Raw genomic sequence first — 23,360 nt, forward strand, 5'->3', positions numbered from 1 at the left:
GCTACGCCAAAAGAACCATAGAAACCTACTTGTATTGGATTAAATTTTTTATTTTATTTCACAAAAAACAACACCCATCACAGCTTGCTGACGCTGAAGTAGAGGCTTTTTTAAGTTGGCTGGCTGTTGAACGGCGGGTGGCTTTTAAAACTCAGGCCACAGCACTGAATGCTCTCGCTTTTTTATACCGTCATATTTTGCAGCGCCCGTTGTCGTTGCAACTGAACTTTAACCCAGCAACTACACCGCAAAAACTGCCGATAGTGCTGACTCGCCCTGAAGTTGCCGCTTTATTACGCTGGATAGACCCCAAATACAAACTACTGGCGCAATTGATGTATGGCAGTGGGTTACGCCTGATGGAGGCGGTAAGGTTGCGGGTGAAAGATATAGATTTTGATTATTTATCTGTGATGGTGTGGCAGGGCAAAGGCAATAAAAACCGCAGAGTCACGCTTGCGGCTGAGCTAACCGCATGCCTGAAGCAGCAAATTGCCGCAGTGAACTTATTCTGGCAGGCCGATTTGCAAAACCCTGTGTATGCTGGCGTTTGGCTGCCTTTTGCACTGGCACGCAAATTTCCATCAGCGCCAAAAGAGCGGAACTGGCACTATTTATTTCCTTCCGCTCAACTCAGTAAAGATCCGGAATCAGGCCTAATTCGCCGCCATCATCTGGACGAATCTTGTGTTCGGCAAGCTATTAAGCAGGCCGCCAGAAAAGCCGGTATTCAGAAAAATGTAACCTGCCACACGCTCAGGCACAGTTTTGCCACTCATTTGCTCGAGTCCGGTGCCGACATCCGCACTGTGCAGGAGCAACTGGGCCATAGTGATGTAAAAACCACCCAGATTTATACCCATGTATTGCAGCGCGGCGGTAATGCAGTCAAAAGCCCTTTGTCGTTATTGTTGCAGTCTTAAGTTTTTTAGCCGGGTTTATAGAGCGCCGTAAGCTGCCAAAAAATACTCCCCGTTCAGCCTGCTTTCGAAGGCTCGGTCGTTTTTTGCGTCACTTTTTGTCGACATAAAAAGTGACTCGCCCGCCGGGGCGAAACCCGGCTTGGCACAATCTCATGAGACATTTTGTAAATAGTTGATTTAAACAGAAATGGCGCCAAAGTTCGGCTCCCCACTACTCCACTTGCCTTAACTTCGCGGCTTCGGCGTAATCTTTAGCAGCGCGCCACTCCAGCGTGCTTTTTAGCACCAGCGTCAGCAGTGCTAATAACGCCAGCAAAGACGACACGGCAAAAGCGGCGGCGAACTGGTATTCGTTATATAAAATTTCAATATGCAGTGGCATGGTGTTGGTTTGTTCGCGGATTTTGCCCGACACCACAGAAACAGCACCAAACTCGCCCATAGCGCGGGCGTTACACAAAATAATGCCGTATAACAGCGCCCATTTAATGGAAGGCAAAGTCACCCGCCAGAAGGTTTGCCAGCCGCTGGCGCCTAAGGTTAAAGCCGCTTCTTCCTGCTCGCGGCCTTGCTCCTGCATCAGCGGAATAAGCTCGCGCGCCACATAAGGGAAGGTAATAAAAATCGTCACCAGCACTATGCCGGGCACGGCAAACATCACACCTAAATCGTGTTCGTTCAGCCACTCGCCCCACCAGCCGCGGGCGCCAAAAATCAGCATAAAACATAAACCTGCAATCACTGGCGACACTGCTATTGGCAGGTCTATTAAAGTAATGAGCAGCTGTTTGCCGGTAAAACGGAACTTGGCAATGGCCCAGCTGGCCGCCAAACCAAATATCACGTTACAAGGCACCGCAATCAGCGCTGCTATTAAGGTGAGTTTAATGGCGTGGGCAGCGGCAGGTTCGGTAATAGAAGCCACATAAACCTGCCAGCCTTTGGCAAAAGCTTCACCAAAGACAATCACCAGCGGCAATAACAAAAACAAAGTTAAAAAACCAAGCGCAAGGCCTGTCAGCAACAACCTTAACCATAAAGGCTCAGCAGTGGCTTTACGCAGTGCCGGCGCTGTTAAAGCACTCTGATTTATTTCAATGGCACTCATTTTACACCGCCGTGTCTTTGGTTGCTCCAGTGCTGCAAAGCATTAATCAGCAGCAATAATACAAATGAAATCAATAACATTACTGTGCCAAGTGCAGCAGCACCTGCGTAGTCGTATTGTTCCAGCCGCGACATAATCAAAAGTGGCGTAATTTCGGTGCGAAACGGCATATTGCCACTGATAAACACCACAGAGCCGTATTCGCCAATAGCGCGGGCAAAGGCCAAAGCAAAACCAGTGAGTAAAGAAGGAATGAGCGCCGGAAATATTACCCGGCAAAAAGTTTGCAACCTGTTGGCACCCAAACTGGCGGAAGCTTCTTCCAGCTCTTTATCCACATCTTCCAGCACCGGCTGCACTGTACGCACCACAAAAGGTAAACCAATAAAAATTAAAGCCAGCGTGACACCAAAGGCGCTGTACGCCACTTTAATACCCATGGCGTGGAAAAATTGCCCTATCCAGCCGTTGGGTGCATAAAGTGCCGTTAACGCAATACCGGCCACTGCTGTTGGCAGCGCAAAGGGTAAATCCACCAGCGCATCCACTATTTTTTTACCGGGAAAGGAATAACGCACCAGCACCCAGGCCACCAGCAAACCAAACACTAAGTTCACCAAAGCAGCCACAAAAGAAGCACCAAATGTGAGCCTATAGCTGGCTATCGCACGTTCAGTGGTCACCACTTGCCAGAATTCACTGAGGCTTAATTCAAAACTTTTTAATAACAGCGCTGACAGTGGAATAAACACTATCAGGCTTAAATAAAAAGTGGTGAAGCCCATCGATAAGCCAAAACCAGGTAACACCGATTTTTTACGTTTAGAAAAAAAGCCCAAAAAAACCTCGTGCATTCAGTTGTGCTCTGCGGTTGGAAGCAGCGCTAAGTGTTTGTTACAAAACCGGTAAGTTAACGGTAAATGGCATCAAAAATGCCGCCTTCGGCAAAATGGGTTTGTTGTAATTGTGCCCAGCCGCCTAAATCGTCGGCGCTATATAACTTGATGGCCGGAAATTTGCCGGCAAATTCAGCGGCAACTTTGGCATCCACAGGGCGGTAATAATGTTTGGCAACAATACGTTGCGCCTCCGGGCTGTATAAATATTCCAGATACGCCTGCGCCAAAACTAAGTTGCCTTTTTTGGCGGCGCGTTTATCGACCACTGCCACTGAAGGCTGTGCCAGCACCGACACTGAAGGCACCACAATTTCTACCTGATCGGCACCCAGCTCATTCACAGCTAAAAATGCTTCGTTTTCCCAGGTCAGCAGCACATCACCTATGCCACGTTGTACAAAAGTGGTGGTTGAACCGCGGGCGCCTGAGTCCAGCACCGGCACATTACGGTAAATTTTGCTGACAAAAGCTTTAGCTTCGTCGTCCGACTGGCCCTGCGCTTTGGCATAAGCCCAGGCGCCAAGGTAATTCCAGCGTGCGCCGCCTGAGGTTTTAGGGTTAGGGGTGATCACATCTAAACCGTCACGGGTTAAATCATTCCAGTCTTTAATTTGTTTTGGGTTGCCTTTGCGCACTAAAAACACAATGGTGGAGGTGTAAGGTGCACTGTGGTGTGGCAAGCGGTTTTTCCAATCTTTTGGCAACAAAGCGGCAATATTGGCAAGAGGGTCAATATCTACTTCCAGCGCTAATGTGACCACATCGGCACGCAGGCCATCCAGCACTGAACGCGCCTGACTGCCGGAGCCACCATGCGACTGCTCAATTTTTACTGTGTCGCCGGTTTTTGCCTGCCAGTATGCAGCAAAATTTTTGTTGTAGTCGCGGTATAGTTCGCGGGTTGGGTCGTACGACACATTCAGCAGCGTTTGTTCTTTGGCAACTAACGGCAGCGCTGTGCTGAATGCCGCCAGCAACAAAACAACCCTTAATGACTTTTTTTTCATCACTTTATCCTGTGCAGCTGTGTTGCCGCGCCAAAGTTCAACCCCGGATATTCAGACGTCTGAACATCTTCTTATTGGCGCAGACTAAAACAAATCACACAAGATAAAAAGAATCAAAAAGTACTTCTCTATATCAAAAAGAAATATGCAGACAGTTAGCCCGATGCGGCCGAAGCTCTGGGCTATATCGAAAGCGGGGTCGAAGGCGGGGGTGAAGGCAAGGTTAAAAGCTGAGTTGAGAGCCGGGCTATTATCTGAGCTGCTCTCTAAGCCTTTATTTGAGCGGCTATTGAGTCGGAGATCTGACAGCAGCGCCCGACCACAAGCGAAACCAAGACCAGCCAAGTAATAACAGATAAGCCAAACCCCAATACAGCAAAAACAAAGAGCTCAGCGACCAGGCCAACGGCCATAAGCCGCTTTGTAAGATAAGCATCACCGAGGCCAGCACCACCGAACCTGGTAAAGCATGTAGTAGCAATAACAGCCGTTGCCAGCGGCCCGCTGCAAGCCGGTGAAGCGCCGCTTTTAAACCAAGCCAAATCATCCAGCAACACAACAGGCCAGAGACAAATAACAAAAATCTCAGCAGGTTATTGGCATATAACGACTGATGCAGGCCATAAGCCAGCTGCCGCAATTGGGCTAAAGGCATAGTGGCAAAGGGTGTTGTGGCTGATTGTGTGGATGAGTGCGTGGCTGATTGTGTTTGTGGCTCGCCGGGTGATGCCGTCCCGGCCATTTCTGTTTGTTGCCACACCAGCTGCGCTACTTTTTCAGTGTTGTTGCCTGTACCAGGCTGCAGCTGAAATAACAAAAAGGCCGCCTGATTGCCGATTCTGCTTTGTGCACTGCTGCTTAAAAGCACTGTGCTGTTACTGCGCCCCGGTGCGCTGATACTGATTTTACCCACTGCAGCACCGGCAAAAGCCTCACCAGCGGCCTGTAACATCGGCGTCAAATCGGGCAAAGCGTGCAGCGCGCCTTCGGCCTTTATGGGCGGTTGCTGCATAGGAAACAACTCGCTGTAAAACTGATAAGGGTTATCCGGGTACAGCGCCTGTTGTGGCGCATTGTTTTCGCTGAACATCTGGGTTAACCAGCCGGTGCTGGCAAATAACAAAGCAAAAGGCAAAGTGAATAACGCCAGCTGATGATGGCGTTGTAATTTTTTGCTTTGCCCACTCAGCTGCTGCCCGGGTTTAAACAAGCTGCGCCAATGCCCTTTCAGGCTAAATAAGCCACTGATACTTAACAATAACCAGAGCAAAGCGACAAAAGCCACCAAAGTGCGGCTGCTGCTACCCGCCAGCTGCAACAGGTTATAGTGCAACTGAAAAAACCAGCCGCCCAGTTGATGTTCGGTAGCGCCAAATCGCAATAACAAAGGGTCTTGCAAAGCTTCACCTGTCTCTGGCTGTAAAAACTGCTGATACAGTTGTGGTCGTTCGCCTTGTTGTTGCCAATGCAGTTTTAAATAAGGCGAACGGGGTTGTGGCAATTCGATATACCAATGTTTGGCATCCGGCGCCTTTTGTTGCAAATGGGTAAGTGCAAGGGCGGCACTGTGCTGCGCTGTTGGCAATGGTTCCGGCCAGATTGCGTTGCCATCTTGTGCTTTTGTGGCGGCTTGTACTTTTGTAGCCAACTGCTCCTTTGTCACGGGCTGCTGCTTTGCCATCGCAGCAAGCTGCCAGCTATCGAGTTCAGCACGGTAAAAGCTCAGGCTGCCGGCAAACACTATCAGCCACAATAACAAGCCAATAGCCAACCCCAGAATTAAATGCAGCTGGCGCAGCCGCTGATAAAAACCATTCATGCTGTAATTCCAAAATTCAAAAACAGGCGCGGTGCAACATGAGCCCAGGTGATGACTCAGGTGCAGACGCAGGATCTGGCGCAGACTGCATTATAAAAAAGATAACTAAGGCGCCAGCCACCAGGGCAAGGCCAGCAGCAGGCTTGTCAGCAGATAAGCGAAAAACCAACGGAAAGTACGGGGCCGCAGCGCAACCACACACCAGAACAGCAATAACAAAGGGCCCAAAAAACTGGCGGCTATTACAGCTTCGGTTTTAACCAGCCATGGGTTTAATAACAAAGCCACTGCAGCAGAAACCGGACTGAATAACAGCCAGCAGCTTAACAGCAATAACAGGCAACGCAGCAGCACAGAGCGTGATAGTTTATTTAAAACAACAGCTTGCATCATTACTCTTGTTATTCGCTTTTTATTATTGTTGCCACAACAATTGCAACTGATTATTCAGTTCCGGCTGATTTTCCTGGCTGCCATAAGGCAACACCAAATCTTCTTTGCCATCGTTATTTAAGTCAGCCACCAGCGCTTCCATACCGCGTTTTGGCATCGGCAATTGCTGTTTTGTGCTTTTTTCACTAAAAATTTTTGCCGCCACCGGGCCATAACTGCGTAAGGTATCGTCGCCATCGCCCACCACCAGCATGCTCTGACCTTTGTTGGTTTTTAGCACTGTTGCCAGCGGCATATTCACAGAGCCATTGCCAATACTGATTTCCACTGTGACGTCCTGCTGATACACAGCTTTATTGCCAAAACTGCCGTCGGCCTGTTGTTTATAAAATTGCAGCTCGACATTGGCAGTGCCAGCCACTAAAGCACGGATAATAGAACGCACGCCAATCTGGGCGGCCGGGGTGTAAAAATCCAGCTTGTTGTCGTTGTCTAAATCGACAAAACGCACATCAAACTGCACACCTGAGGTATTAATTTTTTGCTGGGGTTGTGCTGAAAATTGCACTCCGCCAGCGGTTTTTTCACCATAGTGAAGGTGGTAACTGTAATTTTGCTCCATAGCATCCACATAAAACTGTTGCTGCACTACTAAATCCACCACAGCGTCACCGTTAATATCAGCAAGCCGCTCCAGTCTGGAAATTTTTAAACCCTGATAACTGCGGCCATCACCACCGCGCAGTTGTGCCTGATTATCCGGCGTCAGGCCCAGGCCAAGCGTCAGCTGCTGTGCTGTTGTGGCAAAATTGCCATCGGCCAACTGATAAAACACCAGCAGCGTGTCGTCTTTGGTAAAGGTTATATCGGTTTTGCCATCCAGATTGATATCCGCCAGCCAGGGTTTGCGTGCCAGATAAGTAGGGTCTTGATCAAAAGCCTGCATCTGGCTGTCAACCGGCAAACTAAAATGGCGGAAACTGCCGTCTTGCTGCTGCATCCACAGCTGGTAGGCATTAAAGTCGGGTAATAAAAAATCGCTGAGTTTGTCGTTATTTATGTCAAAACTAAAGTCGAGCAGTTTTAACCTTTTGCTATCCACCACCCGGTATAACGAACTGCTGGTAAATAATGAACGCCACTCGCCATTTTCTCCATGAGCACCGCCGGTGCCATCCTTATCGTCCTGGTGTGGCAATAAAGGGGCTTTTTCTGCGTTGTTATCCTGGCTGTCAGTTGTTAATAACACAGGGTTTGCTGATAATGCCGGCGCTTCACTTTTACCCGGTTGATAATGCAACACCCCTTCTGTGCTTAACACCACCAGTTGGCCACCACTAAAACCGGCTAAATTTGCCTGCTGAAAAAACTGTGCTTTTTGTGGAATGGCCAGCTGTCGCGCACTGTTGCTGGTTAAATCCACCGCACTTAACCAGCGGTATTCACTGTTATGACCCGTCACCAGCAAGGTTGGGTTGTTATTCAGTTTCAGCAATTGACCATTGGCCGGATGTTCCAAAGGTACCGTTTTTGCGTCAAAACCAGCGGCTTTGGCCTGACCAATCACGCCAAAAGCAAACAACAAACACAAAGTGGGGTTAAGGCTGGTGCGGACTTTCATAACAATCTCCCTGTGAGCAACACAACATCATACGTAGTTTATGTCCGTTCAGAGCGGCTAAAATGTAACAAATTCAGTGGCAAAGCGATTAAATTTTTTTACATCAGGCGAACGCCTGCGCCAGTACAAAGAAAAAAGCGCGGCCAGAGCACGCCAGACAAGGTAAACTAACGGCATTATTTTTAGGGTGAGTGTTGTTATGTCCATTAACTGGTTTCCGGGCCATATGCACAAGGCGCGTAAAGAAATCGCCGAAGTGATGCCGCAGGTCGATGTCATTATTGAAATGATTGATGCACGTATTCCGTTTTCCAGCGAAAACCCGCTGGTGCCGGAGCTGCGGGGTGATACCCCTTGTATTAAAGTGCTGAATAAAGCCGATTTAGCCGACCCGGCCATTACCAAACTGTGGCAACAACATTTTGAACAACAGGCCGGCGTAAAAGCCATTCCGATCAGCCAGCAAAACCCGGAACAAATCCGCGCCCTGCTGGATTTATGCACCGAATTATTGCCAGACCGTAACTTTGACGTGCGCGGCGCCCGCGCCATGATTATGGGTATTCCCAACGTTGGCAAATCCACACTGATCAACACCTTAGCCGGCCGTATTATTGCCAAAACCGGCAACGAAGCCGGAGTCACCAAAGCTCAGCAAAGGATCAAACTGGAAAACGGTGTGATCCTGACCGATACCCCGGGCTTTTTATGGCCCAAATTAAGTCCGGCCAGTTGTGGTTATCGTTTAGCGGTCACAGGTGCTATTAAAGACACCGCTTTTGACTACGCCGACATTGCCATGTTTGCCGCTGACTATCTGCTGAAAACTTACCCTGAACAAGTAATGGCGCGTTATCAGCTCAAAGAACAACCGGAAAACGATTTGGCGTTATTGGACGCTATAGGCCAGCGCCGTGGTTGTATGGTGAAAGGGGGTGTGGTGGATTTAACCAAAGCCGGCACTATTTTAATTACCGAATTACGCGCTGGTTTATTTGGCCCTGTGACGCTGGAAACACCGGATATGGTGACACAGGAACTGGCCGATGCTAAGTTAGAGCAAGCCCGCATCGAAAAAGAAAAAGCCGAGCGCGAACAAGAACGTATCAGAAAAGCCAAAAAGAAATACCGCTGAGTCCAGCAGCTTTGCCACCCGACTCAGCCCAGATAATGGAGTGAGTTATGTTGTGGTCCCGTATCCAACAGGCGATGTTTTGTACTTTAGTGCTAAGCACGCCTGCCCTTGCCGCCCCTGTGCTGCTCGACAATATCAAAGGTTATGGTTTTGATGACAACCGCCAGCTGGTTGAATTCAGCAGCCTGGTCTTTGACGACGAAAGCGGCAAAATTCTGGCCCGTGGTGATAACAGCCTGGCCGCCAGCTACCCCAAAGCCAGCAAAATAAATGCACAGGGCAAAACTTTGCTGCCGGGTTTAATTGACGGTCATGGCCATGTGTTAGGGCTTGGCCAAAATTTAAGCCAGGTAGATTTACGCCAAAGCAGCAGTGAAGCCCAGGCTGTGGCTCAGGTGGCGGCTTTTGCCAAAACCCAGCCGCAGGCACAGTGGATTTTAGGCCGTGGCTGGAATCAGGTACTGTGGCCAACCCAACAATTTCCAAGCACTCAGCTGCTGGACGAAGCGGTCAAAGATAAACCCGTCTGGTTAACCCGTGTCGATGGTCATGCCGGTTGGGCCAATAGCAAAGCTTTAGCACTGGCGGGCATTGATAAAAACAGCATAGACCCACCGGGTGGCCAAATTCAGCGTGATGCCAATGGCAACCCAACAGGGGTGCTGATAGATAACGCCATGTTATTGCTGGAAAAACAAATTCCGCAGCAAAATGACGCTGAACGTGAAGCTGCACTGAAAGCCGCATTTGCACATTTATTGTCATTGGGCATTACCAGTGTGCATGACGCCGGCATTGATGAGGCCAACCTTTTGGCTTATCAAAAACTTGCCAGCGAAAAACAGCTGCCACTGCGCATTTACGCCATGTTAAGCGCCACAGATCCCAAACTTGAAAGCTGGCTAAAAGCCGGGCCAATGGATGATGCAGCAGATTACCTCGACGTAAAATCGGTGAAAATTTATGGTGATGGTGCTTTGGGTAGCCGCGGCGCCGCATTATTGGCCGATTACAGCGATAAAAAAGGCGAAAGAGGTTTGTTACTGACCCAGCCGGATAAACTGACCGCTGTGATGAAACTCACCATAGACGCCGGTTTTCAGGCCAATGTGCATGCCATTGGTGATTATGCCAATCAACTGGTGCTGGACAGATTTGAGCTGCTAACAAAACCCGAGCAACGTGAAGCCCGCCGCCACCGTATTGAACATGCGCAAATTGTGGCGCCCAAAGATATTCCGCGTTTTGCCACTTTGCAGGTGTTGCCTTCCATGCAACCCACTCATGCCACTTCAGATAAAAATATGGCCGGTGACAGATTAGGTGTAGCGCGGCTGCGGGGTGCTTATGCCTGGCGTAGTTTTGTTGATCAGGGCAGCCGCATCGTCGGTGGTTCAGATTTTCCGGTGGAACTGGCCAATCCGTTTCATGGTTTACATGCGGCTGTAACCCGGCAGGATCAACAAAATCAGCCGGTGGGTGGCTGGTTACCAGAGCAAAAACTGAATATCACTGAAGCGCTGCGTAGTTTTACGGTGGACGCAGCTTTCGGCGCTTATCAGGAAAAAGCCATGGGCAGTTTACAACCCGGCATGTGGGCCGATTTTATTCTGCTGGACCGTGACCCGGTGAAAGGCCCGGCGGAGCAAATCTGGCAAACTCAGGTACAACAAACTTATGTGGCGGGCAAGTTGTTATATCAACGCCCTTAAACAGCGGAAATTTAGCTTTGCTGCTGAATTAAAACTGCAAGCAGGCTACACTGCACCTATCCGGACGCCCTATGGGCGTCTTTTTATTTTTCAGCTCGGATAACCTTATGATCAGTCAAAAGTGGGCCAAATTAATTAAATCGCTGCAGCTGAAAAAATTCAGAAAAGCTGAACAGCTGTTTTTTGTTGAAGGCGAAAAAGCCGTGCTGGAAGTGTTGGCATCCGGCTGGCCGGTAAAAGCCTTATTTGGCACCCCGGATTTTCTCGACCGCCACCCCGACGCAGCTATAGCAGCTGAACTGTCGCACCCTTGCACTGCCGCTGAGCTGGAAGCTGTGGGCACCTTTGCCAGTAATAATGCCGCTATTGCCGTGGTGCAATTGCCCCATTACGCCCCTTTTGCCGAACAACAAGGCCACTGGGTGCTGGTGCTGGATCAAATTAATGACCCGGGTAATCTGGGCACTATTATCCGTATTGCGGACTGGTATGGCATTGAGCATATTTTATGTTCCACCGACACTGTCGATGCCTTTAACCCTAAGGTGATTGCCAGCGCCAAAGGTTCGTTTTTGCGGGTCAAACTGCATTATCAGCCGCTGCCTGAAGTGCTTGTTAAAGTGCAGCAGCCGGTATTTGGTGCTTATTTAGGCGGTGAGTCGGTGCATCAGCTGCAGCTACCCCAAGCAGGCGGTTTTATTGTGCTTGGCAACGAAGCCAATGGCATCAGTGCTGAGCTGGAACCTTTGATCAGCCGCCGTATCACTATTCCGTCTTTTGGCGATGCCGAGTCGCTGAATGTCGGTATTGCCTGTGCTGTAGTGGTGGATAACCTGAAGCGTTTGTCGGCAACATCTGTTTGATTATAGGGTGACATAACAACAAATAATAAAGGCCAGCGGATACCGCTGGCCTTTGTTTATACACAACAAGTTGTTTTTACTTGCAATAACAACCTTCAGGCCGCTGAGCGCAGTGGCTGGTTGCGGCGCCGGCGCTGCAACCATAACAACGGTAACATCAACACCAAAGCACCTAAACCGGCACCACCGCCGCCACCACCGGAGCTTGCCACCGGCGGATCATTCTGCCGGCTGGCATCCAGCGGGTATTTGTCTGAACTGTCCGCTGTACCATCATTGTCGTCGTCGGTATCGGCGTTATTGCCTGTGCCGTCCTTGTCACTGTCGAGCCATTCGGTCGCATCCAGCGGGAAGGCATCCTGCCCATCGACATAACTGTCATTGTCATCATCGGGGTCGGCATTGTTACCCATATTATCTTTGTCGGTATCCAGCCACTCTTTATCATCCAGCGGAAAGGCATCGGCCAAATCGGCATAACTGTCGTTGTCATCGTCAGTGTCGGCGTTATTGCCTATGCCATCCTTATCTGCGTCCAGCCATTCGGTGACATCCAGCGGGAAAACGTCCGTGCTGTCCGGATAACTGTCATTATCATCATCGCTGTCAGTATTATTGCCGCTTCCGTCTTTATCTGTATCCAACCACTCTGTAGCATCCAGCGGGAAAGCGTCGACCGTGTCAGCATAACCGTCGTTATCATCATCCGGATCGGCATTATTGCCCTGACCATCTTTGTCATGGTCCAGACTTTCGCTGGCGTCAAATGGCAGTGCATCGCTGCTATCCGGCACTGTGTCGTTATCGTTGTCCGCATCCACACTGTTGGCTATGCCGTCACCATCAACGTCATTATCGCCACCGGCGCCAAGCCCGATAGTAAAGACTGCCGGCAACAGCTGCTGCGACTGATTGCCATTGTTTTGCCGCACTGTAATCCGTAAATCTGCCAGACTTGGGCTTGGCTGCATCGGCAGTTTCAGCTGCTGTACACCTGCGCCGGCATGCTGATAAATAATGCGCCAGCCGCTGCTTGCAGTTTGCATTTCAACGATGACCTCCGACACTTCGGCTTTGGCATCCCGCGACAGCACTTCAAAACTTAACTGGTGATTCAGCCGGCTGACAATATCGGCAGTTTTACCGTTATTGTGCAGACGGAAAAAACGCAGCTGCGGAAATAAACCATCAGCTTTCGCCAGAAAACTGGCACGTGGCAACATAGGTAATAATTTGGCGGCTTCGCTGTCGACCTCAAGGGTCAGTTGTTCGCAGTTGGCATCATTCCAGCGCCACACACCCGAAGTAAAATCATCTAAACGGCGGGATCCGGCGTAGTTGCATTGCATCTGCAACAGATTGTCGCGGTTAAAATAAGCCGCGTTCAGATATTGATCGTACCAAAGCACATTGACATGCGCGCCATAAGCACCCACCCTTGGAGCGAGCGACAACAGGATGCGGCTGCGGTTTTCATTGATCACCACATCACCGGCAAAACTGTTCAAACTGGAGCTCAATGGCACTGTATTGCTTTGTAAATCCAGCGCCGGTGTTAACTGGAAAGCTTCGCTATTTGCAAAGAGCCACTTTTGTACAGTGCCATGGGCGGTGGCGGAAAAATAACCGGAATGGGCATCTGTCCGCCAGTCGCTGTCATATGTGCGGATCTGTGGTGCAGTCTCAGGCAACACCGGTGTACCCGTCTGATAGACCCGCATGATATCGCCTGCTTTTGCTGCAGTAGGCCAGGTATAACTGAGTGCCCCGCCTGTACTCGGTACCTTGCCCGGGATCAGCTGAAATTTCAGCAAGTTTGTGTCAGTGAAGTTAATTTTGGTTGTTTTAGAGCCTTGTCCCAGCGCGGCTTGCCAGGAAAAAAACATGGTTTCAGGCTGAACCGCACCGGTTTCCGGGTATTGAAAGGCTTGTTCAAAAGACCAGCTGCTATCAAAACCTGCCGTCATAAAAGCTATGGGGGGGAAATCACAGTCGCTACAACCACCGTGCCAACTGAATGAATTTAAGGTTGGAAATATGGGGCGCCCCTCTTTCAGTAGCGTCACATTGCTGATAGCTGCGTCAGGTTTGGCAAAGTCCACTGCTTGTCCATTCAACTGCACCTGCGATACTTTGTGATATTCCGTAAACTGGTTTGTTTTAAACTCCAGCGTATTATTGTCGGCAAGGGCTGGCATGGGTTTTAACATCACACCAACTATATATGAACCCCGGCTATCTTTGGGGTCAATAAAACTGGCCCAGCTATATACATATTTCAGCGATGCCATATTGTTAAGCCGCAGCTGAAGAATGTTGCCCGGCTGACGCGACGGCACTGCATAATAACGCTCATTCCAGTCGGCATCATAAAAACGCATTTCAATAAACTTGCCATCATGCACCAGATCCAGCGCCTGATATTTTTCAAACATCACCGGCAGAGTCAGGGTCTGACCTTTGGCGCTGAAACTCAGATGAAAACCGTCAGCCCCACCAGCATTGTCAGGGTATGGAATATCAGCACTGTTAGCCTGGTATTTCAGTATAAAACTGCCGCTGCTGTTGGCCGGAATTTGCAGCACAGTTGCGCTCAGACTGACCTCAAAGGCAGCGGTAAAAAGCCGGTTGACTTTGGCTTCCACCGTTATTGTTTCTGCCGTTGGATTCACAAAGCTGACAGTACGTTCACCGCTAAACACTGAGTTGTCGTCCGGTATACGTCCCAGCACCAGCGCGGTTTGATCCAGATAAAACTGCTGTGTCAGTGCTTTTTGGATATTCAGCCGGCCACTGCCGGTTTCTGCCGGATTGCCGCTGATCAGATCGGCCGACTGCATTAAACGCTTTTTTACTTCGGCAGGGGTAAGTTCAGGGGATGCCTGCAATAACAAAGCTGCAGCACCGGCCACATGGGGTGATGCCATACTGGTGCCGGTCAGCTCTTTTAAACCTCCGCCGGTTTTGGCCGCTTTAATGTCAGTGCCCGGCGCCGCTATTTCCGGTTTTAAAAAATCTGCACCAACCACAGGACCACGGCTGCTGCTGTAATTGACAGTGTCGTGTTGGTCGACATTGGCCACCGCAATCACAGAACGGGCCACTGCCGGTGAACCTACCGTCAGATAGTCATAACCATTGCCGGCGGCAGCCACCACCACCACTCCGGCACGCACAGCGGCATCAGCAGCCTGACTGATAGGGCTGTTTTCATCACCAGGCCCACCCAGACTCATGTTGATCACATCAACACCGTCGTTGGTTGCCGGGTTGCCATCCGGATCCACAGCCCACTCAATACCGGCAATCACCGAACTGTCTGAGCCATAACCGTTATCATCCAAAACTTTTACCGCAACAATACTGGCATCAGGTGCCACCCCATTGCCTGTTTCGGCTTTGCCTGCCGCAGTTGCTGCCACATGGGTACCATGACCATGCACATCGGTGATGTCGTTATTGTTATCTACAGTGTTATAACCGGATACTACTTTACAGTGGGCGCCAAAACAGCCACCCAAAGCCGGATGACTAAAATCAACGCCGGTATCCAGCACCGCAATCCTGACACCAGTGCCGGTAATGTTTTTGCCGTTTTTATCCAATGCTAACCAGGCAGCTGGAGCTTTCACCTGAGGCACACTTTTGGTCAAAGCCACCTGATATTCCTGCGCCGGGTAAACCGCCAGCACACCAGGCAAAGCCTCCAGCTGCTGTTGAGTGACCTGGCCCGACACCACCAGCATATTGGTAAGCTGATGGAAACTGTTTTCTACTTTCACAGCCCCCAGTTGCTGCAAAGCAGCTTGTAATTGTTGCTGTTCCTGCTCAATGTTGTCGTTAAGCTGCTGAATTAATTGCTGCTGTTGCCGCAACTGTTGTAGTTGTTCTTGCTGTAATTGCCTGACAGCCGCAGCACCTATGCCAGGCCGTTGTTGCAGCTGAGTTTGAACCCGGGCTTGTGCCATTTGCGCCAAAGCAGTATATAAAGCCGGTTTGCTTAGTTTCAGTAAAAACTGTGGGCTAGCCGGGCGGAACAAACGATAGTGGGGTTGATTGGGGCCTGTGGCGGAAAAATAATATCCGCCCGGACGCTGCTGCATCTGCTGTGATAAAGGAACCTGGCTGGTGGTGGCAAAAGCGTTGGAAAAGATTGGGCCCAATAGGCTAAAAGCAGCTGCAATATACAACTTATTCATAAACAGTCCTTTGTTTTTTAACCAATTTACCCGATTTCTTACTAAAAAATCCAACCTATTTTGTCATGCTGCCGCCAACAACAATTTTCCGGTACACTGACAAGCCATTGTTGCCCTACCACCGGAGTGCCAGATGTCAAAACCTGTTGCTGATGCCAACTTCCCTACCATTGCCGATTTTGTTGGCCAAACTCCGCTGGTGCGGCTGCAACGCATGGCGGCGCATACCCAAAGCACAGTGTTGTTAAAACTGGAAGGCAATAACCCGGCCGGTTCTGTCAAAGACAGGCCAGCGCTGAATATGATTGTGCAGGCAGAACTGCGCGGTGATATTCAGCCGGGCGACACTATTATTGAAGCCACCAGTGGCAATACCGGTATTGCTTTGGCCATGGCGGCGGCCATTAAAGGTTATCGTATGGTGTTGATAATGCCGGACAATGCCACCAGCGAACGTAAAGCCTCGATGCAGGCTTATGGTGCAGAGCTGATTCTGGTCAGTAAAAAAGATGGTATGGAAGGCGCCCGTGATTTAGCTTTAAAAATGCAGGCCGAGGGCATAGGCAAGGTGCTGGATCAGTTTAATAACCATGACAACCCGGCGGCGCATGTTGTTAGCACAGGGCCTGAGATCTGGTTACAAAGCCGTGGCCTTATTACGCATTTCGTCTCCAGTATGGGCACCACCGGTACTATTATGGGGGTGTCTACTTATCTGAAACAGCAAAACCCCAATATTCAGATCATTGGTTTACAACCTTCTGAAGGCAGCTCTATTCCCGGCATCCGACGCTGGCCTGAAGCTTATCTGCCTGGTTTTTATGATAAAAACAAAGTGGATCTGGTATTGGATGTTTCAGAAGCCGACGCTGTTGCCACCACCCGACGTTTAGCGCGCGAAGAAGGCATTTGTGCCGGTGTCAGTTCAGGTGGCGCTGTGTTTGCTGCACTAAAACTGGCAGAACAACAGCCTGGTGCTGTGATAGTGGCCATTGTCTGTGACCGCGGCGACCGTTATTTATCTTCAGGTTTATTTAATGATTAGGTTTTGCTGTGCAGTATGAATGGATGGCGCTCACAGCAGCTGTGTGTTGGGCTGTTGGCAGTTTAATTTCAGCGCCCGCTTCGGCACATTTAGGCGCTTTTGCTTTTACCCGCTGGCGTATGGCTTGCGCCAGTGTCATTTTGTGGTCGCTGGCGATAAGCAGTGGCAGTTGGAGCAGCCTGCCGCCTGATCAACTCTGGTTGCTGGCTTTGTCCGGTATTATTGGCATCCTCATTGGTGACACCGCCCTTTTTGCCTCGATGAACAGATTAGGCCCGCGCCGCGCCGGGGTGCTTTTTGCCACTCATGCGTTATTTTCGGCTTTGTTGGCTTATCTGTTTTTGGGTGAAAAAATCTGGGGCTGGACGCTATTGGGTTCGGGTTTATTGGTAACAGGCGTGATGAGTGCCATTTTATTTGGTAAACGCAGCGCTGAACAGCACCACTGGGAAAACAGCAACCATCAGCTCGGGATTGGTATTGGCCTGGGTTTGTTGTCAGCGCTTTGTCAGGCCGTATCTACCTTAATGCTAAAACCGCTGATGGAAACTGATATCGACGCTATTGCCGCTTCTGCAGTGCGGATGACCACTGCGCTGTGTTGTCATTTAGCCTTGTTATGGCTGGGTTTTAAAGTAGCGCGGGTTTATATGCCGATGAACCGCAAAGTGCTGGCCATGGTGGCTTTTAATGCCTTGTTGTCGATGGGTATTGGCATGACGTTAATTTTGCAGGCCTTAAAAGAAGGCGACGCCGGCATAGTGGCGATGTTGTCTTCGGTCAGCCCTGTTGTGGTATTGCCGCTGCTCTGGCTGGTGTATCAACGCCGCCCTGCTATTGGCGCCTGGCTCGGCGCCGCTTTAACTGTGGCAGGTACTGTGTTGATTTTGCGGCATTAATCCAACGTTTATACCAGGCAGCACCTTAGCCAGAAGCTGTTTTAGTGGCAGTTTCTGGCGCTCAGAGGTTTGTCTGTTTAGCGCAGGTCAGATTTGGCTTCAGCTTCTTTGGTTTCTTCGGCGACATCTTCTTTGGCCGCTTCAGGCGCTGCGTCAGTATTATTGTTGTGGTTCTCCTGCTTGACCGGCTGCAGTTCCTGATGCTCAGGTTGCAGCGGCGTGGCAGGTTGCTCTACGTTTTCTTTGGGCAACTGGTTACGATAAAAATCAATCAGTCCCATCACTTCAGATAATGCAAAAGCATGTTGTTCGGTCAGAATGCCGTTATGGCCGCTGATAATATCGTCTGACACCGCCAGCACCCAGACTGCCTGCATATTAGCATCGGGGCAACTTTGAATAGTACGACGCGACTGTAATCTGGCCCGCACTTTCCAGCCGGAACGCGGCAACATCATCATACAACCAGGGGTTGCGTCATGTTGTTGTAATGCCTCTGGAATATTCATTGGCACTGCACAATCACCGCGTGGGCAACGGTCGATATCATGGGTAATAGCCCAGGAATTCCCCATGGCCCTTTCCCCTTCTTTTAGCCAGTTAAAGGCTTTTTTCAGCGCAAAATCACCTTTAGACTGCAACACCACCATAGCGGGTTTTTGCCGGTCCAGACTCAGCAGTTCATCCATAGGCCGGTATTCGCGGGTGGTGACAGCCGGGTTTAATAAAATAAACAAATTTGGGTTGTCTTTCTGCTGCTCTATCGAGTTTTTAATGCGGTCTTTACTGCCATGCAGCGCCACTGCCCCACCTAAACTATGGCCAATGACGGTATAGCGCTGCAAAGTACCGGCGGCCACTTCAGCGTCCAGTTTATCCAGTAATTCGGCAAAACCTCTTTGGCCTATCCGTTTAGCCACTGTTTTACGCTGAAAAATAGTCGGGAAATCTAAAGGTTCGACCCAACTGGTGGCGTCGTCTGACCCATCCAGCCATAAAGGGTCATATTTATCACCACGCCAGCCAATATAAAGCCCAACTAAATTCCGCTGGGCGTCACTTTTCGCCATTTGCTGATAAAACTGCTGAAACGCAATAAAGTTTTCATCGCTGGGGGAAGCGCTATGATGCCAGCCGTGGATAAAAATAATCAATTCAGCCGGTTGGCCCGGGTTGCGATTTAACCTGGCGGCTAAACCCGCCCATTGGTCAGGATCGTGCGGCTTGCCATGATCATCAAATTCAATCACATGCATATTTTGCTCAGCAATATCGGCGCCAGGCAAATGATAAGCCTTGTCCGGAATATAACTCAGCACCACTGACACCATCAGAATGGCGATCAGCACCAGTTTAAATAACGCGATTTTTTTTAGCATCAGCACACAATACAGAGCAGGTTTTCACCTGATTACAGCAGGATCACCAGAGTGCAGCAGCTTGCTGCCGGCTCATTCTCTGGTGGGAAAAATTGGCGAAATTATACCCGAAATAGCCCCACTGCGGCCAGACCAGATCCACAACTATATTTGCTGTTTTAGCCGGAAAAAATTGTGCTGATTCAGCTTTGATACAGCCGACGAATGCCTGAGCCGAGAAAAGACAAAAGGACTGCCGCAGCAGTCCTTTTTAACAAGATCAGTCGGCCCTGATATAAAGAGCCGCGCTGAATTTATGAGCTTCTCTCAACTAAGAGCCTCTCTGATATTAAGAGCCTCTCTCAATTAAGAGCCTATCATGCCACCATCGTTTTTGGTCACTATCACAGTGCCGGAACGGGGTCTGGCAGTTTTGTCGTCACTTGGCCAGTTACTGGTGAACTGGGTCGGTGTTGAGCGGTCGCCAGGGTGCTGAATATTGACAAACATGGTTTTCATATCCGGCGTCCAGCTGATGCCCGTCACTTCACAATCTACTGGCCCTACTAAAAAGCGTTTGATTTGTTTGGTTTTAGGGTCGGCCACCAACATCTGGTTATTGCCATAAGGGCCACTGCTTTGTTGACTGCCGCTCATATCGGTTTGGATCCACAATAAACCGTTTTTATCAAAAGCCAGGCCGTCCGGGCTTGCCAGATGGTTGTCAGCCGTCAGTTTTAAATCGCCTGTTGCCGTACCTACATCACCAGCCAGCAGGAAAATATCCCAGTCAAAACTGTTGGCAGCAGCACGCTCACGCCAGCGGATAATATGGCCGGTGGCATTTTTAGCGCGTGGGTTGGCTTTGTTCACCTGAGCGTCAGTGCGGCTCGTGTTGTTGGTTAAAGTAAAATAAACTTCGCCGGTTTGTGGATGCACAGCACCCCACTCTGGCCTGTCCATTTTGGTGGCGCCGACAATATCGGCGGCTAAACGGGTGTTAATCAGCACATCGGCCTGACTGCTGAATTCCACATTGGCCGCCAAAGCTTTGGCGCGGAAATTTTCAGAGTTGAAATCCAGCGCCAACCATTCGCCCGAACCGTCGTCGTTAAAACGCGCCACATACAAAGTACCTTCGTTCAGCAAATGACCACCGGCCGTTGCTTTAAAATAAGGCGCTTTCGACACATATTTGTAGATATATTCAAAAGTAGAGTCGTCGCCTGAATAAAATACCACCGGCTGACCTTCCACTACAGGCGCAAACACTACACCTTCATGACCAAAACGGCCTAAAGCGGTGCGTTTTTGCGGCACGCTGTCCGGGTTAAATGGGTCAATTTCTACTATCCAGCCAAAGGTATTTGGCTCGTTGCGATAATCGCGGTCGGCGTCAGTGGCAATGGTAGAAGCATTAAAACGCTGGTATTGATCAGCGCCAGAGTCGGCAGTTTCCCAATAATAACGGCCGTTTTTAGTGCCAACACCATAACGTTTATGTTCACGTGGCTGGGTGACATCACTATTCATAAAATAACCGGCCCAGTTTTCTTCAGCCGTTAAATAAGTGCCCCATGGCGTATAACCGTTACCACAGTTATTTAAGGTGCCGCGGGTGCGGGTGCCGTCTGTACTGTATTTAGTCACCATTTTGGCATGACCGCGGGCAGGACCAGCGATATCCATTGGCGTGGCGCCTGTGATACGACGGTTTAGCGGGCTGCCTTGCACCAACTGGAACTGACCAGCGGCGTCTTTTTTAATATGGGCAACTGTCACACCATGGGCTGCCACTTCTTTGCGGACTTCGTCGCTTGGTCGTGGCAAACCTGTTGGGCCATTTTGGTGTAATACGTTGGCATCAACATATTCATGGTTAAACACCAACACACCTTCGTTGCTGTTTTTACCTTCTGCACGGGCGTCTAACGGGAAAAAATGCATGCCGTCATGGTGGGCACCCACTTGTTGTTCCATATCGGCACCGCTATTAGTGCCGTCAACACGATAGGCCGGGTAACTGCCGGTCAGTGGTGTGCCCATAGGTAAAAATGGACGGGCTGTATAACCTTCAGGCACAACAATAGTGTCTAACCTGCTGGTAGCAATAGCTTTAAAATTTAAAAATGTCACAACTGGCGGTGGTAACACTGCGGCTGGTAATGGCACAGGCGCCGGCGTAGTGCTGCTGTTACAACCCAATAAACTGCCACCAAACACTGTGGCAACAGCTGTGCCTATAGTGCCTTTTAAAAAACTGCGGCGTTGCAAATTGGCCGCCAGTACATCGGCAAATTCGGTATTGGCAGAAAAGTTGGTTTGCGGATCTATACCGCTGTTATCTATTTCAAAAGGACGCAACTTCGACATAACGACTCCGGAGTGTTTATGGTTATTTTTTCTGCCAGCATTAGAGCTGTTACAGATGGCAAAGCCGTGACAAATTGGCTACGAAATAGTGACAAAACCAACTACACAATCTTTACAGCAAAAACGCACTGGCAGTTTTTGATAAACGGCTGACAACAAAGGCGAAAATTTTCAGGCTAGGTATCAGGGTGACAGCTCTGGTATAGTGCAGAAAAAATCAATCAGGACGGGATGGGCAGCGCGATGATGGAATGGGACATAGTCCGGTTTGAACAATTAGACACTTACACTTTGTACGCCATGCTACAGCTAAGAGTGGACGTATTTGTGGTAGAGCAAAACTGTCCTTATCCGGAACTGGACGACAAAGATTTACACCCGGAGACCCGACATATTCTGCTGAAAAAAGCCGGTAAAATTCTGGCTTATGCCAGGGTATTAGCCCCTGATGTTAGTTTTGTCGGAGCACCTGGCGTTGGCCGGGTTTGTGTGGCGCAAACTGCACGTCGCTTGGGTTTAGGTGAAGTGCTGGTGCAAAAAGCCATAGCCACTGCCAAAGAAGGTTGGCCTGGGCTGGATATTCATATTTCAGCTCAGTGTTACCTGCAACGTTTTTACGAAAGTATGGGTTTTGCCGCTGCCAGTGAAGCTTATCTGGAAGATGATATTCCACATTTAAAAATGATTTTGGCGGTGTCTTAGCCTGCATGAGTTGAGCCTGGCACCAACACCGGAAAAAACGGGCTGTGGTTGTAGCCACAGCCGTCATCAGATCAACTTATGCAGTGCCATATAACTGTTCAGCACGATTTAACAAAATCCAGCTGGTCAGAATATATTTATCATTGGATTTGGGCACACAACCTCTGTGGGTATGAGTGAAATATGCCGGTGCTATCACCATACGACCAGCCTTAGGGCGAATGGCTTTATTCTGATAATAAAACTCGGTTTCGCCCCCTTCTGTCACATCATTCAGGTAATACATAAATAACAAAGTACGGTGCAACGGCTCATTTAAAGGTGCCTGCGGGAACACTTCACAATGCCAATAATTGTAATTGCCGATGCCTGCCTGATATTTTTGCGCCTGAATAGGGCCAAGCCGGTATAACACCTTCATAAAATCTTCAGCTTTATCGGCGCCAATTTCGGCATAATTTTCATGGGTTAAGGCTACAGGCAAACCGGTTTTTGGATGTTGTACTGTCAAGGCCACCGGAGCTATCAACGCAAAATGATACTTTTTAAAATACTCAGCGGCATACTGGGTGGTGACAGCTATCACTTGCTGCAATATATCACGATATTGGGCATGGTCATTTAAATATAAATCGGTGCTGATTTTTTTATCTCTATCCACGCCACCGCCAGTGCGGCCCGGCACCAGAAAAGGGCTTTTATCAAAAGCAGCCATCAGCTCAGCACAAAGTTTCGGGCTTAATGCATCATCATAAATTTCAATAAAGTCAGACATTTGAACTACCTATCATCGGTATTTTTGCTGCGCCATTCAGGGCAGATCTTGTGCTTTACAATAAAACAATTGGGGGTGGCTTTGAAGGTTTTTTTACATATGGGCAACTTATTTACTGTGACCAATGATCTGCGGGCTTATATAAGTCCGGCAATTTGACTAACTTTTATTTATAAAGCGGATTATTTTTTCGCAATTTCCAGCTGAAATTTTTGCCATTTTGCCGATTTTTACAGGCTGTTTTATGATGAAAAACATAGCTTGTGGATGGGAATAAAGATTATTTGAACGTTTTTGGCTTTATTTGGAGCCTTGATGCCCTTCGCAGAGCTCGGGCCGTTCAGACCGGACAACGCCAAACTGTTGGCGTTGTCTATTTCGGTCTTCACTGTACTACTCTCCAAGTACTGCACAGCCAGAATCGCAGTAAATAAAAAAGCCCCAGTCTTTCGACTGGGGCTTTTCCATTTATTGGGAGCCTGGCGGTGTACTACTCTCGCATGGCATCTGCCACACTACCATCGTCGCA

Annotated in this window: 17 protein-coding genes; 7 read left to right on the top strand and 10 right to left on the bottom strand. The window is 49.4% G+C overall.

Features of this window, described 5'->3' with window-relative positions; all coding sequences use genetic code 11:
- Positions 1–923 (top strand): integron integrase (locus tag RCH83_RS13905; RefSeq protein WP_306523118.1); only part of this gene is annotated, 923 nt, incomplete at its 5' end.
- A 211-nt stretch (positions 924–1,134) separates the two neighbouring features.
- Here RCH83_RS13905 and cysW read toward each other — a convergent pair.
- The 6 genes from cysW to RCH83_RS13935 all read right to left on the bottom strand — a co-directional run bounded on the left by cysW (position 1,135) and on the right by RCH83_RS13935 (position 7,770).
- Positions 1,135–2,031: a sulfate ABC transporter permease subunit CysW gene (gene cysW, locus RCH83_RS13910; protein ID WP_306523120.1), complete on the bottom strand. Its 897-nt coding sequence runs from the start codon at positions 2,029–2,031 to the stop codon at positions 1,135–1,137.
- The gene (gene cysT, locus RCH83_RS13915) at positions 2,028–2,885 is read right to left on the bottom strand and encodes a sulfate ABC transporter permease subunit CysT (protein WP_306523122.1); all 858 of its coding nucleotides are present in this window, start codon (positions 2,883–2,885) and stop codon (positions 2,028–2,030) included. Before cysT ends, cysW begins: the two co-directional genes overlap by 4 nt.
- 56 nt (positions 2,886–2,941) lie before the next feature.
- Positions 2,942–3,937 (bottom strand): sulfate ABC transporter substrate-binding protein, encoded by a 996-nt coding sequence (locus RCH83_RS13920; protein ID WP_306523124.1) that lies wholly within the window; start codon positions 3,935–3,937, stop codon positions 2,942–2,944.
- Positions 3,938–4,223: 286 nt separating this feature from the next.
- Positions 4,224–5,756 (bottom strand): PepSY domain-containing protein, encoded by a 1,533-nt coding sequence (locus RCH83_RS13925; protein WP_306523126.1) that lies wholly within the window; start codon positions 5,754–5,756, stop codon positions 4,224–4,226.
- A gap of 105 nt (positions 5,757–5,861) precedes the next feature.
- Entirely contained in the window at positions 5,862–6,146 is a 285-nt protein-coding gene (locus RCH83_RS13930; RefSeq protein ID WP_306523128.1) for a hypothetical protein, read from the bottom strand.
- Between the two features lie 25 nt (positions 6,147–6,171).
- Positions 6,172–7,770, bottom strand: coding sequence for a VCBS repeat-containing protein (locus tag RCH83_RS13935; RefSeq protein ID WP_306523130.1), 1,599 nt, complete (start codon positions 7,768–7,770; stop codon positions 6,172–6,174).
- Positions 7,771–7,969: 199 nt separating this feature from the next.
- On the opposite strand from RCH83_RS13935, the gene ylqF reads away from it, so the two are divergent.
- The 3 genes from ylqF to RCH83_RS13950 all read left to right on the top strand — a co-directional run bounded on the left by ylqF (position 7,970) and on the right by RCH83_RS13950 (position 11,480).
- Positions 7,970–8,905: a ribosome biogenesis GTPase YlqF gene (gene ylqF / locus RCH83_RS13940; protein ID WP_306523132.1), complete on the top strand. Its 936-nt coding sequence runs from the start codon at positions 7,970–7,972 to the stop codon at positions 8,903–8,905.
- 47 nt (positions 8,906–8,952) lie between these two features.
- Entirely contained in the window at positions 8,953–10,617 is a 1,665-nt protein-coding gene (locus RCH83_RS13945) for an amidohydrolase (RefSeq protein WP_306523134.1), read from the top strand.
- Positions 10,618–10,724: 107 nt separating this feature from the next.
- The gene (locus RCH83_RS13950; RefSeq protein ID WP_306523136.1) at positions 10,725–11,480 is read left to right on the top strand and encodes an RNA methyltransferase; all 756 of its coding nucleotides are present in this window, start codon (positions 10,725–10,727) and stop codon (positions 11,478–11,480) included.
- Positions 11,481–11,575: 95 nt separating this feature from the next.
- Here RCH83_RS13950 and RCH83_RS13955 read toward each other — a convergent pair whose 3' ends face one another.
- Entirely contained in the window at positions 11,576–15,679 is a 4,104-nt protein-coding gene (locus RCH83_RS13955) for a S8 family serine peptidase (protein ID WP_306523138.1), read from the bottom strand.
- A 133-nt stretch (positions 15,680–15,812) separates the two neighbouring features.
- Between RCH83_RS13955 and cysM the strand changes: the two genes are divergently transcribed.
- Positions 15,813–16,724 carry a cysteine synthase CysM gene (gene cysM, locus RCH83_RS13960; RefSeq protein WP_306523140.1) on the top strand — a complete coding sequence of 304 codons (912 nt, stop codon included), beginning with the start codon at positions 15,813–15,815 and terminating at the stop codon, positions 16,722–16,724.
- Between the two features lie 8 nt (positions 16,725–16,732).
- Positions 16,733–17,623 carry a DMT family transporter gene (locus RCH83_RS13965; protein ID WP_306523142.1) on the top strand — a complete coding sequence of 297 codons (891 nt, stop codon included), beginning with the start codon at positions 16,733–16,735 and terminating at the stop codon, positions 17,621–17,623.
- Positions 17,624–17,700: 77 nt separating this feature from the next.
- Here the strand turns inward: RCH83_RS13965 and RCH83_RS13970 are convergent, their stop codons facing one another.
- Together RCH83_RS13970 and RCH83_RS13975 are read right to left on the bottom strand one after the other, a co-directional pair.
- Entirely contained in the window at positions 17,701–19,002 is a 1,302-nt protein-coding gene (locus RCH83_RS13970) for a hydrolase (RefSeq protein ID WP_306523144.1), read from the bottom strand.
- 345 nt (positions 19,003–19,347) lie between these two features.
- Positions 19,348–21,354 (bottom strand): PhoX family phosphatase, encoded by a 2,007-nt coding sequence (locus tag RCH83_RS13975; protein ID WP_306523146.1) that lies wholly within the window; start codon positions 21,352–21,354, stop codon positions 19,348–19,350.
- Between the two features lie 243 nt (positions 21,355–21,597).
- Between RCH83_RS13975 and RCH83_RS13980 the strand changes: the two genes are divergently transcribed.
- Entirely contained in the window at positions 21,598–22,056 is a 459-nt protein-coding gene (locus RCH83_RS13980) for a GNAT family N-acetyltransferase (protein WP_306523148.1), read from the top strand.
- A gap of 76 nt (positions 22,057–22,132) precedes the next feature.
- On the opposite strand, the gene RCH83_RS13985 is transcribed toward RCH83_RS13980, so the two are convergent.
- Entirely contained in the window at positions 22,133–22,831 is a 699-nt protein-coding gene (locus tag RCH83_RS13985; RefSeq protein WP_306523150.1) for a 2OG-Fe(II) oxygenase, read from the bottom strand.
- Positions 22,832–23,360 lie beyond the last annotated feature (529 nt).

Source organism: Rheinheimera sp. (assembly GCF_030824435.1).
In the GTDB taxonomy this organism is placed as follows: Bacteria; Pseudomonadota; Gammaproteobacteria; order Enterobacterales; family Alteromonadaceae; genus Pararheinheimera.

Coding starts and splice junctions, on each gene's coding strand:
- RCH83_RS13955 (WP_306523138.1), bottom strand. CDS start 15,679: ATGAATAAGTTGTATATTGCAGCTGCTTTTAGCCTATTGGGCCCAATC.
- cysT (WP_306523122.1), bottom strand. CDS start 2,885: ATGCACGAGGTTTTTTTGGGCTTTTTTTCTAAACGTAAAAAATCGGTG.
- RCH83_RS13970 (WP_306523144.1), bottom strand. CDS start 19,002: ATGCTAAAAAAAATCGCGTTATTTAAACTGGTGCTGATCGCCATTCTG.
- cysW (WP_306523120.1), bottom strand. CDS start 2,031: ATGAGTGCCATTGAAATAAATCAGAGTGCTTTAACAGCGCCGGCACTG.
- RCH83_RS13945 (WP_306523134.1), top strand. CDS start 8,953: ATGTTGTGGTCCCGTATCCAACAGGCGATGTTTTGTACTTTAGTGCTA.
- cysM (WP_306523140.1), top strand. CDS start 15,813: ATGTCAAAACCTGTTGCTGATGCCAACTTCCCTACCATTGCCGATTTT.
- RCH83_RS13980 (WP_306523148.1), top strand. CDS start 21,598: ATGATGGAATGGGACATAGTCCGGTTTGAACAATTAGACACTTACACT.
- RCH83_RS13950 (WP_306523136.1), top strand. CDS start 10,725: ATGATCAGTCAAAAGTGGGCCAAATTAATTAAATCGCTGCAGCTGAAA.
- RCH83_RS13985 (WP_306523150.1), bottom strand. CDS start 22,831: ATGTCTGACTTTATTGAAATTTATGATGATGCATTAAGCCCGAAACTT.
- RCH83_RS13930 (WP_306523128.1), bottom strand. CDS start 6,146: ATGCAAGCTGTTGTTTTAAATAAACTATCACGCTCTGTGCTGCTGCGT.
- RCH83_RS13975 (WP_306523146.1), bottom strand. CDS start 21,354: ATGTCGAAGTTGCGTCCTTTTGAAATAGATAACAGCGGTATAGATCCG.
- RCH83_RS13925 (WP_306523126.1), bottom strand. CDS start 5,756: ATGAATGGTTTTTATCAGCGGCTGCGCCAGCTGCATTTAATTCTGGGG.
- RCH83_RS13920 (WP_306523124.1), bottom strand. CDS start 3,937: ATGAAAAAAAAGTCATTAAGGGTTGTTTTGTTGCTGGCGGCATTCAGC.
- RCH83_RS13935 (WP_306523130.1), bottom strand. CDS start 7,770: ATGAAAGTCCGCACCAGCCTTAACCCCACTTTGTGTTTGTTGTTTGCT.
- ylqF (WP_306523132.1), top strand. CDS start 7,970: ATGTCCATTAACTGGTTTCCGGGCCATATGCACAAGGCGCGTAAAGAA.